This is a genomic window from Colwellia psychrerythraea 34H, from assembly GCF_000012325.1.
Classification (GTDB): Bacteria; Pseudomonadota; Gammaproteobacteria; order Enterobacterales; family Alteromonadaceae; genus Colwellia; species Colwellia psychrerythraea_A.
On the sequence record NC_003910.7, the window covers coordinates 812,085 to 827,684 of the forward strand.

General features: G+C 36.9%; 15 protein-coding genes. 11 read left to right on the forward strand and 4 right to left on the reverse strand.

Annotated features, from left to right (window positions below; translation table 11 throughout):
- Positions 1-458: 458 nt before the first annotated feature.
- The 3 genes from CPS_RS03530 to CPS_RS03540 all read left to right on the forward strand — a co-directional run bounded on the left by CPS_RS03530 (position 459) and on the right by CPS_RS03540 (position 2,046).
- The gene (locus CPS_RS03530) at positions 459-1,145 is read left to right on the forward strand and encodes an RNA polymerase sigma factor (protein WP_011041643.1); all 687 of its coding nucleotides are present in this window, start codon (positions 459-461) and stop codon (positions 1,143-1,145) included.
- Positions 1,132-1,413, forward strand: a complete 282-nt coding sequence (locus tag CPS_RS03535) for an anti-sigma factor family protein (RefSeq protein ID WP_041736634.1) — start codon at positions 1,132-1,134, stop codon at positions 1,411-1,413. The genes CPS_RS03530 and CPS_RS03535 overlap by 14 nt, the downstream gene beginning before the upstream one ends.
- Before the next feature lie 78 nt (positions 1,414-1,491).
- Positions 1,492-2,046, forward strand: coding sequence for a hypothetical protein (locus tag CPS_RS03540; protein WP_011041645.1), 555 nt, complete (start codon positions 1,492-1,494; stop codon positions 2,044-2,046).
- A gap of 91 nt (positions 2,047-2,137) precedes the next feature.
- Here CPS_RS03540 and CPS_RS03545 read toward each other — a convergent pair whose 3' ends face one another.
- Together CPS_RS03545 and CPS_RS03550 are read right to left on the reverse strand one after the other, a co-directional pair.
- Entirely contained in the window at positions 2,138-3,913 is a 1,776-nt protein-coding gene (locus CPS_RS03545) for a lysophospholipid acyltransferase family protein (RefSeq protein ID WP_011041646.1), read from the reverse strand.
- Positions 3,914-4,011: 98 nt separating this feature from the next.
- Entirely contained in the window at positions 4,012-4,911 is a 900-nt protein-coding gene (locus tag CPS_RS03550) for a LysR family transcriptional regulator (RefSeq protein ID WP_011041647.1), read from the reverse strand.
- 97 nt (positions 4,912-5,008) lie between these two features.
- Here CPS_RS03550 and CPS_RS03555 point away from each other — a divergent pair, with 97 nt between their 5' ends.
- Both CPS_RS03555 and CPS_RS03560 read left to right on the forward strand, forming a co-directional pair.
- Complete coding sequence (locus CPS_RS03555; RefSeq protein ID WP_011041648.1) at positions 5,009-5,737, forward strand: NAD(P)-dependent oxidoreductase; 729 nt, start codon at positions 5,009-5,011, stop codon at positions 5,735-5,737.
- 113 nt (positions 5,738-5,850) lie between these two features.
- Positions 5,851-6,210, forward strand: coding sequence for a VOC family protein (locus tag CPS_RS03560; protein WP_011041649.1), 360 nt, complete (start codon positions 5,851-5,853; stop codon positions 6,208-6,210).
- A 40-nt stretch (positions 6,211-6,250) separates the two neighbouring features.
- Here CPS_RS03560 and CPS_RS03565 read toward each other — a convergent pair whose 3' ends face one another.
- The gene (locus CPS_RS03565; protein ID WP_049757733.1) at positions 6,251-7,129 is read right to left on the reverse strand and encodes a LysR family transcriptional regulator; all 879 of its coding nucleotides are present in this window, start codon (positions 7,127-7,129) and stop codon (positions 6,251-6,253) included.
- 137 nt (positions 7,130-7,266) lie between these two features.
- Between CPS_RS03565 and CPS_RS03570 the strand changes: the two genes are divergently transcribed.
- The 6 genes from CPS_RS03570 (at position 7,267) to CPS_RS03595 (ending at position 14,487) form a co-directional block, all read left to right on the forward strand.
- The gene (locus CPS_RS03570) at positions 7,267-7,890 is read left to right on the forward strand and encodes a DJ-1/PfpI family protein (RefSeq protein ID WP_011041651.1); all 624 of its coding nucleotides are present in this window, start codon (positions 7,267-7,269) and stop codon (positions 7,888-7,890) included.
- Between the two features lie 111 nt (positions 7,891-8,001).
- Positions 8,002-8,445 carry a VOC family protein gene (locus CPS_RS03575; protein ID WP_238383584.1) on the forward strand — a complete coding sequence of 148 codons (444 nt, stop codon included), beginning with the start codon at positions 8,002-8,004 and terminating at the stop codon, positions 8,443-8,445.
- A gap of 260 nt (positions 8,446-8,705) precedes the next feature.
- A complete protein-coding gene (locus CPS_RS03580; protein ID WP_202944300.1) occupies positions 8,706-9,098 on the forward strand; it encodes a MarR family winged helix-turn-helix transcriptional regulator in 393 nt (130 codons plus the stop codon).
- A 129-nt stretch (positions 9,099-9,227) separates the two neighbouring features.
- The gene (locus CPS_RS03585; RefSeq protein ID WP_011041654.1) at positions 9,228-9,878 is read left to right on the forward strand and encodes a glutathione S-transferase family protein; all 651 of its coding nucleotides are present in this window, start codon (positions 9,228-9,230) and stop codon (positions 9,876-9,878) included.
- Positions 9,879-9,908: 30 nt separating this feature from the next.
- The gene (locus tag CPS_RS03590) at positions 9,909-13,160 is read left to right on the forward strand and encodes an outer membrane lipoprotein-sorting protein (RefSeq protein WP_011041655.1); all 3,252 of its coding nucleotides are present in this window, start codon (positions 9,909-9,911) and stop codon (positions 13,158-13,160) included.
- Between the two features lies 1 nt (position 13,161).
- Positions 13,162-14,487 (forward strand): DUF1302 family protein, encoded by a 1,326-nt coding sequence (locus CPS_RS03595; protein WP_011041656.1) that lies wholly within the window; start codon positions 13,162-13,164, stop codon positions 14,485-14,487.
- 223 nt (positions 14,488-14,710) lie between these two features.
- On the opposite strand, the gene CPS_RS03600 is transcribed toward CPS_RS03595, so the two are convergent.
- Positions 14,711-15,568: an alpha/beta hydrolase family protein gene (locus tag CPS_RS03600; protein WP_011041657.1), complete on the reverse strand. Its 858-nt coding sequence runs from the start codon at positions 15,566-15,568 to the stop codon at positions 14,711-14,713.
- Positions 15,569-15,600: the final 32 nt, after the last annotated feature.

A 15,600-nucleotide genomic window follows, 5' to 3' on the forward strand; every position in this document is an offset into this window, starting at 1 on the left:
AATAACACTCTGACAAAAAAAGATAAAAATTAGGTGTATAAGAAAGTGGTCAATGTCTCTAAAGCACACGAAATAACTATAAATTCTCTGTCGCTAAGTGCCCCATACCGCCTTAGAAGTAAAAATTATGTCAGCTTTAAGATCTGAAAGTTGACGTTTGATATTTTGACTGGTCTGCTTCCTAAAGCGCACAGACAAGTCATAGTAAGTAGTTAGTGAAACTTCCGATTTTGTATCTATATGACCATTAGATTGGATGATTTTTAAAAAAATTAATACTGTTTTGTGGTATCAGTCATTATTGTCCGGCAAACCTAAACCTCATAGTCTGTCGTTAACCTTATTATTTATGAAGATTAACCGTTGGCTAATTAAAAGGGGTAATTAAATAGTGATTTCCTCTTAATTATTCGATAACGTAAAGTTTGGTGCTCTTCACTTGAAAAGGTTATAAATTTTTGAAAAAACAACCTTCTGCTACCGTAAATCAAGAGAAAGAAAGTGAACTTATTGAAGGGCTAATGAGCAATGACGATTTAGCTTATGAGACCTTAGTGCGTCAATACAGCGCAAAAATGTATGCCGTTGCACGTCGTTTCTTTTGCACGAATGACGATGCACAAGAGTGTTTGCAAAAAGCATTTATCCAAGTATTTAAAAATATCACCTCATTTAAACAAAACTCAAACCTGTCGACTTGGCTCCATCGTATTACGGTTAATGAAGCATTAATGATGCTTCGACAAAGAAAGCGGCAAAACACCACCTCATTAGAAGAGTTTGCTCAACACTACAACGAATATGGAGAGCGTACTGTTTTTGCTGATAATTTAGGAAATAACTTAAACAATAACTTGGGTACTATCTTAGGGGGAAATGTTGAAACGTTATTTGAAAAAACTGAAACAAAACTATCGCTTAATGATATTATTTTTCAACTTCCTGAGAAATATTGTAACGTTTTACTGTTGAGGGACATCCAAGAGATAAGCACCAAGGAAACTGCCGAAATTTTAGCTATATCTGAATCATTAGTGAAAACTCAATTACACCGAGCTAGGTTATTGTTAAAGGCAATTTTAGAGCAGGATGACAAAGATAATCTAGAAAGTAATTGGAAGGTGAATTCACATGTTAATGATTAAACGATTAATGACTCGGCATATACCGGGTATGTTGAGCTGTGAAGAGGTTGATGGGTTTTTATATGACTTTCATGAAGGTAATTTATCCTCTATTGAAAAGCTTAAGTTTAAGTTGCACCTAAGTATGTGTAGCGAATGCAGACAGTATGTGAAGGGCTATAAAAATACCATTAAAACTTATCAATCAGGATTTATTAAAGCAGACCAGATTGACGAGGTACCTGAAGATCTTATGCAAGCAATCTTAAAAAGTCGAGAGCCCAAATAAGCTATTTTTACTGCTTATATTATTACTACTCATATTATTATTTATACATGTTGATTACACTATTGGAAATTTAACCGAATGATCACGAGCCAGTTAGAGATTATTAAACAAGGTCAGCGGTACCTTAATACCGTCTCTAAAAAAGACTATAGCGCAATTATGTCGCCTAACTTTATGAGTTCTGCAGGTTCGCATATGCGGCATATTATTGATCATTATTTGGCGATAATGTCTGGTCTACACAATGAAGTTATTGACTATGATAGTAGAGTGAGAGGCGGTCAATTAGAGTCATCACCACAACTTGCAATAGACAAATTAAATGAAATAAGTATGTGGCTTAAAAGTCTTTGTGAAGATGAATTGAGTAAAATGATAATATTATCAACTGAAGTTTCAGTGACACATAAAAATGTTAAAAAAGTGAAAACTTCGGTTGCTAGAGAACTCGTCTTTGCTGGCAGCCACGCAGTACATCATTACGCCATGATAACTCAAATATCATTTGCTCAACAAAGCACTTTGCAAACCAAAGCGTTACCTGAATGTTTTGGTCTAGCCTCTGCAACGGCTACCTTTTTGAGACAAAATGATGTACTTCCTCGTGATGAATACCTAGTAATCAGTAAATAAGTAGAGATAGGGTGCTAAGACCAAAATCATTTCCAATTAGTTTTTCATTAACCCATCATATTAAGCCAACTCAAAAAAACATCTCATTTTATTAAGCATTGTTGTAATTTACATACGCTGCTCGAGATGAGCCTAAATAGAGCTTCAATAAATTCTCAGGTGCCTCGGGTAAATTAACACTGAGTAACATGCCAGGGGTGTGATTGAAATTAGTATCTATTCCGGTGCAGTGAAATGTAGCACCTAATTTATGATATTGTTTCAGCAATACTGGAATATCTTTACCGTCTTCTTCAATGCCCATCACTAATGCCGACAATTGTTTTACTTCTACTGAATCAAGCGTCACTAAATCTTTTACTTCAGGATGAAGTAGCCCTTCAAATGGCGCTTTAGCGGTAACACCATCTTTGTCTGTGACCATCATTTCATTCATTAAAGCGACTGAGCGAGGATCATATACTTTGCTTAAAGATACTGTGCCGTACATTGTTCTATATTGTGGATTCTGGCAAACAAAAGTGCCAATGCCTCGCCATAAAAGCAATAAACCATGAAAACTGTTTTGGTGTGCTTCAATGATAAATGAGCGGCCCATTTCTAAACAAGGTTGCTGTTGATTAATAAACTCAGGTTTAAAATTAAACATTTGTGAAAGGTAGAGTTGTGATAAATCGCCATCTTTTTGTAATACATCAGTTTGCCCGATTCGATATGCACCGATTATTTCTTCATGTTGATGGTCGAAAATAAATAAATGCATATAAGTAGCGTCAAATTTATCGGTATCGCACGCTTCACCACTGCCTTCGTCTAACGTTCGAAAGGTGATTTCACGTAAACGGGTGATCTCTTGCACACAAACCGGTATTTGCTTTTGATAACCGTAATAAACAGAAAAGGATTTAAAATCTAATAAATGCTGCTCATCGGGAAGTTGAGACAGTTCCGCTTTCATTGCCACTTTATCAGCCATGGGCATAATGTTTTTAAATGCTATTGATTCATCGTCTTTTAGCCAAGGAGTAAAATAATCTTTATCATTTAAATAACACTGTAATCGGACAAAATCATTCATTTTCTCGATACCATCAAATTCATTAAGTTGTTTTACCGTGATTAAATTGTTGGTGTTTAATTTTATAGTATGTTTTTCTAACTTAAGCATTTCACGTACCAGCATCAGTAATCTTAAACGATAATAAATTCTGCCCATGTTATGAAATAACGTACTATTAGTCCCCGAAATAAATACGGGCAAAATAGGTGTCTCAGTTTTTGTGGCAAGTTTTATGGCTAAGCGATTCCAATCACCATCGGTTATGCGTTGTTTATTAGACTGAAAAAAAGAAACTCTTCCGGCAGGAAAGATGACCAGCAAACCGTCATTATTGATATGGCTAAAACATTGTTTTATCGCTGAAGTATTTATTACTGCTTTAGGTTTTAGTGGATTAGCAAAAATAAAGAAATCCTTAATTTCCTTAAATATTTTCAAGCCAACGTTTGCCATTATTTTAGTATCGGAACGAAATGCTGTTAGCAAGTGGGCAATAATCACACCTTCTATCATTCCATAGGGATGATTGCATACAATAATACATCGACCACGTTGAGGGATTTTTTCCAATACGCCTTCAGCACCAGAAACTTGAACACCCAATTCATCGAGTAACTTTTTTGAAAATTCCTGTTTATCTAATCCTGATAATTCACTAGATTCATAGATAGTGCGTAGTTTATTTATGCCTAATAACCTATCCAACAACGGGCCGAAAAACTTAAAAATAGCCCCCAAGAAGGTATCAGGCGCCATGGCAGCAAGTCGTAAATCAGAATAAGGTTTTTCTAACGGTTCTTGGCTCATAAATACTTCTATAATATCAATCAATTAATCTTAAAAATTAGCGTTGTAATTTTTATACTTAACTTTTAGATGTCATAAGCTTTCTATAGGTTACAAATTTAATAAAAATTATCACTTAGTTCAGTGGCAATAAAATCAAAAACTCTACGAACTCTAAGGCTGGTTCGCAGCTCTTGATGGCACACCAACCAAACAGGGAGCTTCATTACTGGGCCTAAATGTTCGTACGCACGAACTAAATTAGGCTCTTGGTCGCCCATTTGTTCCGGATAGAAAATTACACCTTGCCCTTCTTTACATAGTGCGAGCTGTAATAACTGGAATGATGTAATCAGTGAAAAATTTTTTTTTGATAACTGCCAACCTTGTTTATTGAGTACATCGGTTAGCGAATTACTACGGTCAAAACCAATGATTTGTATGTCTTTTAGTTCAGAAAAGCTTGGTATTGTGGGAAGCTGATCTAAATATTCTGGCGTACCGTAAAGCCAAATAACTTCTTCACCTATTTTTTTAGCGATCAAATCATTTTGCGTAGGGTGAAAACTTCGAATAGCAATATCAGCTTCGCGCCGCTTGAGATCGCTAGCTTCATTCGTCACTACCACTTCAATATCAATGCCGGGTTCTTCTCGTCGTAATTTGGAAATTATTTTAGGTAACATATAAGCCGCGGTTAATTCACCCGCAGAGACAATAACAGAGCCTTCTATTTTTTGAGACTGGCCAGTGACTGCTAATGAAAACTCTAACGCCGCATCCCCCATGCCACGAGCATGTTCTAATAACTTCAAGCCACTGCTGGTTAACACGAGACGTTGTCCCACTCGTTCAAATAACGTAATACATAGCTCAGTCTCAAGTGCACTAACTTGCCGGCTTAACGTTGGCTGTGTTAAACCTAGCGCTTTCGCTGCAGCAGAGAGGGTGCCTTCTTCAGCTGTCACTAAAAAGGCACGAATATGATTCCAATCGAAATTTACCGATTTCCAAGTCATACGTATATGTATACCTAAGATGCAAAAAACACAGTATATATTCCATTAGCGTATAGGTAAAGTATCACCCATTGAAATGATAATTGGAGAATAGACTATGACAATTCTTGTTGTTGGCGCAAGTGGCGCAACTGGTCGTTTATTGGTTGAGCAGTTACTTGCTCAAGGTGAAAAAGTAAAAATAATCGTACGGTCAATTGATGCATTACCTGATGTGATAAAACAAAATGATCAATTAATGATCACAGAGTCTACCTTGTTGGATATGACCGATGCCGAATTACAGCAACATGTTCAAGGTTGTCGTGCAGTAGTCTCATGCCTTGGGCACAATTTAAATTTCAATGGCATGTTTGGTCATCCTCGCCGCTTGGTTACGGGGGCAGTCCAACGTTTATGTCGCGCTATTGAAGCAACAGCAGCAAACATAACAAGTACCCCTGTTAAATTTATTTTAATGAATACTACGGGTAATCAAAATACACAGGCGGGAGAAAAAGTGTCGGTTGCACAATCTATGGTAGTTGGTTTGATCCGATTATTATTGCCACCACATGCCGACAACGAAGAGGCTGCGGGATATTTACAATCACGTTATGGCCGTCATCATAAGATGATTGAATGGGTGGCGGTTCGCCCTGACAGTTTGATAGATGAAGGTAGTGTCACACACTATCAAGCTTATGAATCTCCTATTCGTAGTGCCATTTTTGATGCAGGTAAAACCAGTCGAATCAACGTTGCAAATTTTATGTCCCAGTTGGTCATTGATAGCGGTACATGGAATAAATGGAAAAGCAAAATGCCTGTCCTTTATAATAATTAGCGATGAAACTTTAATGAATTATTGGCCTTTAGCTCTTTGCATAGAGACACTCAACATGGCCAATTATGTAAACATAAAACATAAAACATAAAACACTAAACAGGCGGAAATAAATGATGAAAATGAATTACTTTGTTTTAGGCACCAATAATATGCAACTAGCGATTCAATTCTACGATAAATTATTTGAAGGCAGTAAAATGAATAAAATGCACTCAGAGGGTCGCATGACTTTATGGGCAGGGGATGATTTTATGTTTGCATTAGCAGAGCCCTTTGATGGTGAAGATGCGACTGCAGGCAATGGTACTATGGTTGGGTTCAATGTCGACTCTGCATCCGAGGTAGAGCGTTTATACAATAAAGCGTTGGTTATTGGTGGTGTTGATGAAGGATCACCTAAGATCCGCTCAGGGAAATTCTCTGCTTATGTAAGAGATTTAGATAAAAATAAACTCTGTTTTTTTGAGTGAAAGTATCTATGTATTATTATTGATGCCTAAATACAATAAGTTAATTATTCATTTTATGACGTAGTTCATGTGTTACCCAATCAACAAAATAGCGAATGCGCGTAGACATCAGCTTTGCATGTGAATAAACAACATTCACATCGAGGGGAGGGGATTCAAATGCTTCTAATACGGTACATAGCTCGCCATTTTTAAGTTCTTGCTCTATTTGGTAAGAGAGAAATTGTCCTAATCCAAGGCTCTCTTTTACTACGCTCAGGGCTGAAGTAATGTTATTACAAATAAGCGGACCTTTTACGGGAATTGAGATCACTTTGTCATTTTCATAAAAATTCCAATTACTACCGTTACTTAAGCCGGTAAAAAGAATGCAAGGGACATCACTAATATTTTTGGGTTTGATAATTGGCGCTAAGCTATTTAACAACGCCGGTGTAGCACAAATAATTTTTCGTACACTACCTACTTTTCTAGCAATCATGTTTGAGTCGTTTAAAGGGCCAATTCGAATGGCAACATCGACTCCTTCTTCTATCAAATTGATGTTTTGATCAGATAATTCCAACTCGATGGTTACTTGTTTGTGTTCCTGTAAAAACTTTGTGATTAATGGCGCAATGTAAGCTGAACCGTACATTACAGATGCTGATATTTTCAATTTACCACTAGGGGCTTTTTGATTCGCACTTATTTCTAGCTCAGATTGTTCTATTTCGTATTGTATTTTTCTACATCGTTGTAGATAACGCTTACCTTCTTCTGTGATGGCTATCTTACGTGTTGTTCTATTGATGAGTCTGATTTGTAGATGTTCTTCTAAAGCAGCCAAAGTACGTACAACCGTGGGCAATGAAGTATTTAATTCATTCGCTGCTTTGGTCAAGCTACCACTTTCTATGATCTGCATGAACACTTGCATAGCAATAAGTTTGTCGATAATTATTACTCCATAAAATGAAACTATGTTATCCGTATTCGTATATTTATTCCACTAATTAAAGGGGTGATAATAACCGTTAAGGGGCATTATGATACATAACAGCAAGGTCTACTCACATGAAAAAAATTATGATGTTACTCGCAAACGGTGTCGAACCACTAGAGATGTCAGTATTCACAGATGTTATGGGCTGGGCAACAATACTCGGTGATGAAGCTATTGAGCTGACAGATGTTGCATTACATACGGAGATAGAAACAACCTTTGGACTGACTATTAAACCATCGAAAATGCTGCAAGATATTGACTTAGCTGATTATGATGCAATTGCTATTCCTGGTGGTTTTGAACCTTCTGGGTTTTATGTTGATGCATTGAGCGAGCCTTTTATAAAGGCAATAAAATATTTTAATGAACAGGGTAAAACTATCGCGAGTGTCTGTGTTTCGTCTATTGCTTTAGGCAATGCCGGTATATTAACAGGTAAAAAAGCGACAACTTACCATCAGGTTGGTGGTAAACGTAAACAACAGCTGGAAGAAAGTGGTGCAATATTTATTGATCGTCCTATAGTGCAAGACCAACATATTATTACTTCAACAGGTCCAGGAACCGCGATAGAAGTTGCTTTTTCATTATTAGAGCAAGTCACTTCAGCAGAAAATGTAGCCGAAATTCGTAGAAAAATGCGTGTGCCAACACCTTCTGATGATTGGTATCTATCTCCACAAGTAACATAGTGTTTATAGATAAAACAGGATTCTCGCTTCATTGTTCGGTTAGCAAAATATTGGAAAAAGAATGACATGATTAACAAAATACATTACCTCTTATTAACGATAGGAATACTTATGAGTTCACTTACCTCTGCAGAAACAATAGATATTCAAAAACAAAAAGTTATGACCCAAGGCTTAAGCCATTTAGGGTTAACTGTGTCTAAACTGGAACAAACAACAAGGTTTTTTACTGATACTTTAGGTTGGAGACTTGCCGGAGAAAAACCAGCATACCCAGCAAAATTTGTTACTGATGGCAATATGTTCATAACGCTTTGGCAGGTATCGAATGGTGATACAGTTGTTAACTTTGATAGAAAAAATAATGTGGGTTTACACCATTTAGCACTTTCTGTTGCCAGTAAAGAAAATTTAGTAATTTTACATGAACGTTTTAAAACTGTTGATGACTTAGTTATTGAATTCGGTCCTGAGATAAATGGACAGGGCCCAACTGTGCATATGATGATTAGAGAACCCAGTGGCAACCGCATTGAATTTACTTATAAACCTTAATTAATTTCAATGGATATTCACTCTTGTTTATGGCGCTAAACACTATTTTTTTAACGACTAGTGCCATGCATACTTTAGTCGTTAACCTGCAATATCTCGTTTTTAAGTCAGTATTAAGACTGATTTAATTACGCATTATATTTAATGAATGCTAAAAAAATTATTTATTTGACAAAATTCATGCATATGCATATAATTTACTGGTTATCTCTTTTTATCCGGAATTTACTTTGACAACGCCCTATTGCTTTAACTTGGCCATGCGCAAATCAAGTCGCTTGATCACGCAGTTTTATGAAGATAGATTAAGTGCCGTTGGCCTTAAATCCGGTCAGTTTTCTATTCTAAAAGCGGTAAGCTTTCTAAAGCAGACTTCTAATAAAGAGCTGCAGGGTATTTTAGTACTAGATCAAACCACCTTATCAAGGAACTTGAAGCCTCTTTTTCGTGATGGTTATCTAAAACTAAGCCCTGATTCAAATGATGCACGCGTTAAGCTGATCAGCCTAACAACGCAAGGGCAAGCTTTATATGAAAAAGCGGATCCACTATGGCAAAAGGCGCAAGATGATCTTGAGAAAAAACTGGGATCTGAAGAGGTTAAAAATATATTAACGTTAGCTGATTCTTTTGTTAAAGCATTAGCTAGATAATGTTTTTTTTTAAAAACAATGCATGCATATGCATGTATGTTGATGAAGTAGAGTTATGTTATACAAGACAATATTAAAACACGTGTTAAAAGACAAATTGGTAATGGATAAAGTAGTGGAGAATTGTTTATGAGTAAGGACTTTACGCTATATTACAACCCGATAACGGTGAATAGCATCAAGGTAATGTTACTTTGTAATGCGTTAAAGATAGTGCCCGAATACAAAAATATTGAACTGCAAAAAGGCGAGCATAAATCCGCTTCTTTTTTACAGCTAAACCCTGATGGTCGGGTGCCTGTTTTGATTGATGGAGGTTTTGTTCTAAATGAATCAGCAGCGATATTGCAATACTTGGCTCACAAATATCAGTCTACATTATGGCCAAATGAACTAGAGCATCAGGCTCAAGTATTAAAATGGTTGTTTTGGCAAGGTAATGAGTGGAATAAAGTCGTGGGAGCTTATGCTCATCATCAAGTCGTTTTACCCCATTGGCGAAATTCGCAGCCCGAATCTTTTTCAGCGCAACATTTGGCAAAATTCAAGCAAGTAATGTCAACGTTCAACCGTGCTTTAAACGGTAAAGAATATCTGGTTGGTAATCATTTGACGATCGCCGATATTAGTATTGGCAGTTACTTGATATTCGCAGATGAAGCAAATATGCCACTTGATAAATACCAACATGTTCGTCGGTGGTTAGAAAATTTACAAGTGACGCCTTGGTGGCAAGAAACTCAAGCGCAACTATTAAAAACCCTAATTGTTAAATTATAAAAATTAACATGCATATACATGAGGTGTAATATGAATTCTGTACCCAAACCATTATTTGCCAGCCGGTTGGCAGGCATTATTGTTAAATACCCAAAATCTACTGTTTTTATTAGTTTACTGCTGATGATCGTGTTGTTAAGTGCATTACCGACATTATATAAAGATACTCGTGCAGATGCATTTCTTGCTGAAGATAACCCCGCATTAGTGTATCGAAATAAAGTAAAAGAACAGTTTGGCTTAAGCGACCCAATCGTTGTTGCTGTTATTAATAAATCGGATCATGGCGTTTTTAATCCTGGTTCATTAAATTTGGTTAATTGGTTAAGTGAAGAAGTTTCTGCCTTGGAGAATATCAATGCAGACCGAGTAACCAGCTTGGCAACCGAAAATAATATTACCGGCTCTGCAGAAGGAATGGCTGTTGATCCCTTCTTTGATGAATATCCTGATACCCAGCAAGTTGCTGATAAGATTTGGCGACAAGTCTCAGATTTTCCAATTTATATGGGAAATTTGGTGGCTAAAAATGGTCAGGCGACCCTTATTGTTGCGGAGCTAAATGATGAGGCGTTGGTTGAAGCAACCTATCAAGAGATTCTAGCGCTTGTTGAAAAAGCCCCTAAAACGCTAGGTGATAAAATTTATGTGGCAGGTGAAGGGGCTATTGCCGGTTACTTAGGAAGTTATATTGATGCGGACGCCCAGCGTTTAAATCCGTTGGCTGGTCTTATTATCACCATCATTATTTTACTCGCTTTTAGGCGTGTCAGTCCAGGCATATTGTCTAATGTTATTATTGCCGCGTCGGTATTAATGACCTTAAGTATTATGGCACTTAATGATGTTGCTTTTTTTGTTATTACTAATGCGTTGCCGGTTATTCTTATTGGTATTTCAGTCGCAGATTCCATTCATATCTACAGTCATTACTTTGAGTTACAAGCTAAGTCCCCAAATAGAGATAAGAAAGAAATTATTGTCGAAACCTTTGAAGAAATGTGGCGTCCTATTACGTTAACCACATTGACAACTATTGCGGGTTTTTTAGGATTATATTTTGCCGCGTACATGCCTCCATTTAAATATTTTGGTCTATTCACCGCGGTAGGTGTTGCCATTGCTTGGCTTTATTCATTGGTTTTTTTACCAGCGTCATTGGCCATTATTCAACCCTCGGCAAGTAAAGGCATGACTAAATTAGCTCAGAATAACCAAGTGGATAAACTATCCAAAATGATGATGTCTTTAGGGAAAGTCACGTTAGGTAATGCAAGAATGGTTATTGCTATTTTTATGGTCATCATCGTATCCGGTATTTACGCAGCGACTTTTCTAACGGTAAATGAAGATAGAATAGCAACTTTTCACCCCAGTGAACCAATATTCAAAGCGGATACAGCCATCAATAAATTTTTAAATGGTACCTATAATTTAGATATTGTTATTGAAGCGAATGAGAATGAAGGGTTATTTGAGCCGGTAAATTTACAGAAGATGCAGGCATTACAAAATTACGCGCTAACGCTAACCAACGTGCAGGGCGCAACTTCGATAATAGATTATTTAAAGCAAATGAATCGCTCGTTAAACGGTGGTAGCAAAGCAAGTTATCAATTACCGCAACAGAAAGAATTGATTGCTCAATATTTCTTAATTTATTCTGCTTCATCAGATCCCACAGATTTCGAAGAAGAAGTTGATTACGACTACCGGGTCGCCAATATGCGTTTAAATTTAAATAAAGGCAGTTATCAAGATACTAAAGATGTGGTTCTTCAACTAGAAGCTTATATAAAAGAAAACTTCAAAAATAGTGATTTAACCGCAATGGTTAGTGGTCGAGTTACGGTTAATTATCACTGGATAAAAGATTTGGGTGAAAGCCACTTCGTTGGCTTGGGCATTTCATTATTTTTAGTTTGGGCGGTGTCGGCACTATTATTTGGCTCACTATCGGCTGCCATATTTGCCATTATTCCGGTGATGAGTTCCATTTTATTGGTCTATGCCACTATGGTGATACTAAAGATAAACCTTGGCATAGGCACTTCTATGTTTGCGTCTGTTGCCATTGGCTTAGGTGTCGATTTTGCTATTCATACGATAGACAGATTAAAAAGCTTATATCGAAAAACTAACGGTGATTGGGATAAAACCTTGGCTGACTTCTATCCGTCTACAGGGCGTGCACTTTTCTTAAACTATTTAGCTATCGCACTGGGTTTTGGGGTGTTGATATCGAGTAAAGTTGTACCATTAACTAACTTCGGTACTATCGTGGTTATTGCTGTTACCACCAGTTTCCTTGCTAGTTTGAGTTTACTTCCAGCATTGATCAAAGTATTTAAACCACGTTTTATAAGTGATGTTATCCCTGAGGTAAGTACTGATGTTGCTACTAATGATCCTAATTCAAAACAACCCGTTATGGCGAGAAAGTGGCTACGAATCTCAAGTATTATTGTCGCAGTTGCCACACTTGGTGGGTTAGCCATTACTAATCAGGGCCATGCAGCAATCATTGATATGAACACGTTAGAACCTATGGCCGTGGTTGCCAATATTAACGCTGTTGATGACGGCGAATACGTTAGTCGCGACCTTGTCATGACCTTAAAAGATAAGCGCGGAAAAGTACGTGTACGAGAAACCAAAGCTTATAGAAAGCATTATGAAAATGAGAAACGTACCATCTTATTTTATAGAAAACCGACGAATGTAAAGGGGACTTCTTTTTTAACGTTTGATTATCAAGACGCTAAAAAAGATGATGATCAATGGTTATATTTACCCGCCTTACGTAAAGTTAGACGAATATCGGCATCTGACCGTGGCGACTACTTTTTAGGTACTGACTTTACTTATGAAGACATGAAACTTGAAGGTAAATTGGACGTTACTGACTTAGATTTTACTGTACTTAACGCTGAAACGTTGAACATAGTCGATGATAATTCTTATCAAAGTTTATTGATGTCAGGCACTCCGAAAAATACCACTATCGCTAAGGAATTGGGTTATAGCCGCACTGAGTTTTGGGTCGACACAAAAAGTTGGTTAATTATCAAAGCAAAATACTGGGACCTTAAAGGCAAGTTACTTAAAACATTAGTCAGTCGAGATATTCGACTTGTTGATGACATCTATACCCGACATGAAATGACCATGAAAAACAGTAAAACGGGTCACCAAACGACGTTCAGCTTTAGTCATGTTAATTACAAAACCTTAGTAAAAGACAGCTTGTTTTCTAAACGCGCGATGAAGCAAGGAAAGTAAGATGAGGATGCAACTAGGGCTCTCTTTTTTATCGTTGATAATAGCTTTATTACTGGCGATAAGTAATAAAGCACATGCCGAGTATAGTGCTATTTTGGAACAGGAATGGTCTATTGATAATAATGGTAACGGACAAAAGTTTGAGACCCTCTTTGAACCACAATACACGAGTAGCTTATCGGATAATGTGGAGATGACCTTTATTGGTAGAGTACGTTTTGATTCATTTGATCATTTAGGCATGGCAAATAAAAATTCGGAAAACTACAGTGGAATAAATGGTCCATTATTCGCTAATAATCACACATCGTTTAGTATCAGAGAGTGGTATTTTGATACAGAAATAGCCAATAGCTTTTGGCGAATAGGTAAACAACAAGTGGTTTGGGGGCAGGCTGATGGTTTAAAAGTGCTTGATGTGGTAAATCCGCAAAGCTACCGAGAGTTTATTCTTGATGACTTCGATGATTCTCGTATTCCATTATGGATGTTGAATGTTGAAATCCCCGTTGGTGATGATGATAGTCTACAGCTATTGTGGATACCTGATCTCAGTTATAACGAATATGCCATTGCGGGCAGTGTTTACCAAGCAACATCACCATTACTGGTACCAATATTACCAGAGGGTTTTGAAATTGCAGGTTTTCATCAGAGCAAGCCAGACTCGGTCATTAAAGACAGTGATGTTGGCTTGCGCTATTCAAAGTTTTATCAGGGCTGGGATTTAACCTTTAACACCCTTTATCACTTTCTTGATGCACCGGTTAATTACCAGGTTGTTGAGAAAAATAAGGTCTCTATTTATGCTCAATATGAACGGAGTTATCTTATTGGCGGAACAGCTAGTAAGGCTTTTGGCGATTTTACCTTACGTACCGAGGTGGGTTATAGCAGTGACAGTTTTCATTTAGTAGATAACGATTCGGCTAATTATCTGACCAAACAAGGTATTCATCAATCTGCTGATGTTTCTTCTGTGATCGGTTTGGATTTTCAAGGGTTAACGGATATTTTTATCAGTGCACAGTGGTTTCAAAGTTATTTACTAGACGACGGGGTGGGTCTAGTAAGACCTCAGCACGATCATAGCTTTTCATTAATCTATAACCAGAGTTTTGCCAATGAAGTATGGACATTTGAAGGCTTAATATTACATGGGCAAGATAAAGGTGATGGTTCAATACAGGCAAAGTTAAGTTACATGTTGGAAAGCAATATAAAGTTATGGTTGGGCACTGATATTTTTTATGGCAATAAGTCAGCTTTATTTGGTCAGTTTAAAGAAACAGACCGAGTTAATATTGGCATTGAATGGGGATTTTAATGCCAATTACTTAGGGCAGTGTTGTTAGTCTTTATGCTGGCTTTATTCAACGGTAACGGCGTCAAAAATAAGTGTTCGTTACGGTACTCCAATATTACGCGCTTCAGTTGGGAAATATTCATTGACAAAATTTTGAGCGTTCTCAATTGAATCAAAGGTATACAATCAAGGTATTACTAATAACGGATTACTAGGGTAATACGTTATTAGTAATTGACATGATTTAAGTTGTTAATTCTGGAAGTAATTGTGATTCCCATAAGGCGCTTTTAAATTTTTTCTTAAAAAAACCAAAATGGCCAATATTCTCAATATTTAATTGTTCAGCAGAAATCCTGATCATTTTAGGTGAAATATCACTAAAAAATCCATGTAAAGAATTAATGTTTTCAGCAGACATAAGTTGATCGTCAGTAAAGGAAATTGAGGTCATAGGTTTATTAAATAACTGGTAAGCCATTTGTACTGCTTGGTTTTCTATCCCTAATAAATAGTGAGGGTGTAAACACCATGCTCGCCATTGCTTCATTACACCAAAGGGTAAATTACCTACCATACCTAAACGTTTACCAGGAAAGTAACCTAATACTTTTAGTGACACTGGCGCAACAAAGTACCAGAGAAACCATACTTTGTATTTTAATGCCGCAGCATTTTTACGCCAATAACCACTACCACTAGCAACAGTGATCACTTTTGAAACCAAGCCAATATTAGGGATCATTGCGGTAATTTGACCGCCTAAACTGTGGCCAATCCAATAAATATCTTTATCTTTAATCTCAATTGATACTTGCTCTAATATTTTTTTACAATCAAAAACCGCCCAATCAGTGATGGTTGTATCTGATTCTTTATAATGCACTTTATCAGCAGACCCCATAGAAGAATAATCAAAGGTAGTAACTAGGTAGCCATAACTCGCTAACCATAAAGCGAAATCTTGGTAGAAAATTTTATCTACCCCTAAAGCCGGAGCGATCACTACCGCCGCTTTTATCTCTTCTTTTGGGCAAAAAAAGGTAGCATAAACAGGTTTGCCATTATCGGCTGTTAATTCTACATCTTTTATATCTATCATGATGATTTCTCTTGAAATTATGGTTATATTTC

What these genes read in the sequence shown, in the direction of transcription:
- CPS_RS03535 (WP_041736634.1), top strand. Translation starts at nt 1,132, where the DNA reads ATGTTAATGATTAAACGATTAATGACTCGGCATATACCGGGTATGTTG.
- CPS_RS03540 (WP_011041645.1), top strand. Translation starts at nt 1,492, where the DNA reads ATGATCACGAGCCAGTTAGAGATTATTAAACAAGGTCAGCGGTACCTT.
- CPS_RS03545 (WP_011041646.1), bottom strand. Translation starts at nt 3,913, where the DNA reads ATGAGCCAAGAACCGTTAGAAAAACCTTATTCTGATTTACGACTTGCT.
- CPS_RS03550 (WP_011041647.1), bottom strand. Translation starts at nt 4,911, where the DNA reads ATGACTTGGAAATCGGTAAATTTCGATTGGAATCATATTCGTGCCTTT.
- CPS_RS03555 (WP_011041648.1), top strand. Translation starts at nt 5,009, where the DNA reads ATGACAATTCTTGTTGTTGGCGCAAGTGGCGCAACTGGTCGTTTATTG.
- CPS_RS03560 (WP_011041649.1), top strand. Translation starts at nt 5,851, where the DNA reads ATGATGAAAATGAATTACTTTGTTTTAGGCACCAATAATATGCAACTA.
- CPS_RS03565 (WP_049757733.1), bottom strand. Translation starts at nt 7,129, where the DNA reads ATGCAAGTGTTCATGCAGATCATAGAAAGTGGTAGCTTGACCAAAGCA.
- CPS_RS03570 (WP_011041651.1), top strand. Translation starts at nt 7,267, where the DNA reads ATGAAAAAAATTATGATGTTACTCGCAAACGGTGTCGAACCACTAGAG.
- CPS_RS03575 (WP_238383584.1), top strand. Translation starts at nt 8,002, where the DNA reads ATGAGTTCACTTACCTCTGCAGAAACAATAGATATTCAAAAACAAAAA.
- CPS_RS03580 (WP_202944300.1), top strand. Translation starts at nt 8,706, where the DNA reads ATGCGCAAATCAAGTCGCTTGATCACGCAGTTTTATGAAGATAGATTA.
- CPS_RS03585 (WP_011041654.1), top strand. Translation starts at nt 9,228, where the DNA reads ATGAGTAAGGACTTTACGCTATATTACAACCCGATAACGGTGAATAGC.
- CPS_RS03590 (WP_011041655.1), top strand. Translation starts at nt 9,909, where the DNA reads ATGAATTCTGTACCCAAACCATTATTTGCCAGCCGGTTGGCAGGCATT.
- CPS_RS03595 (WP_011041656.1), top strand. Translation starts at nt 13,162, where the DNA reads ATGAGGATGCAACTAGGGCTCTCTTTTTTATCGTTGATAATAGCTTTA.
- CPS_RS03600 (WP_011041657.1), bottom strand. Translation starts at nt 15,568, where the DNA reads ATGATAGATATAAAAGATGTAGAATTAACAGCCGATAATGGCAAACCT.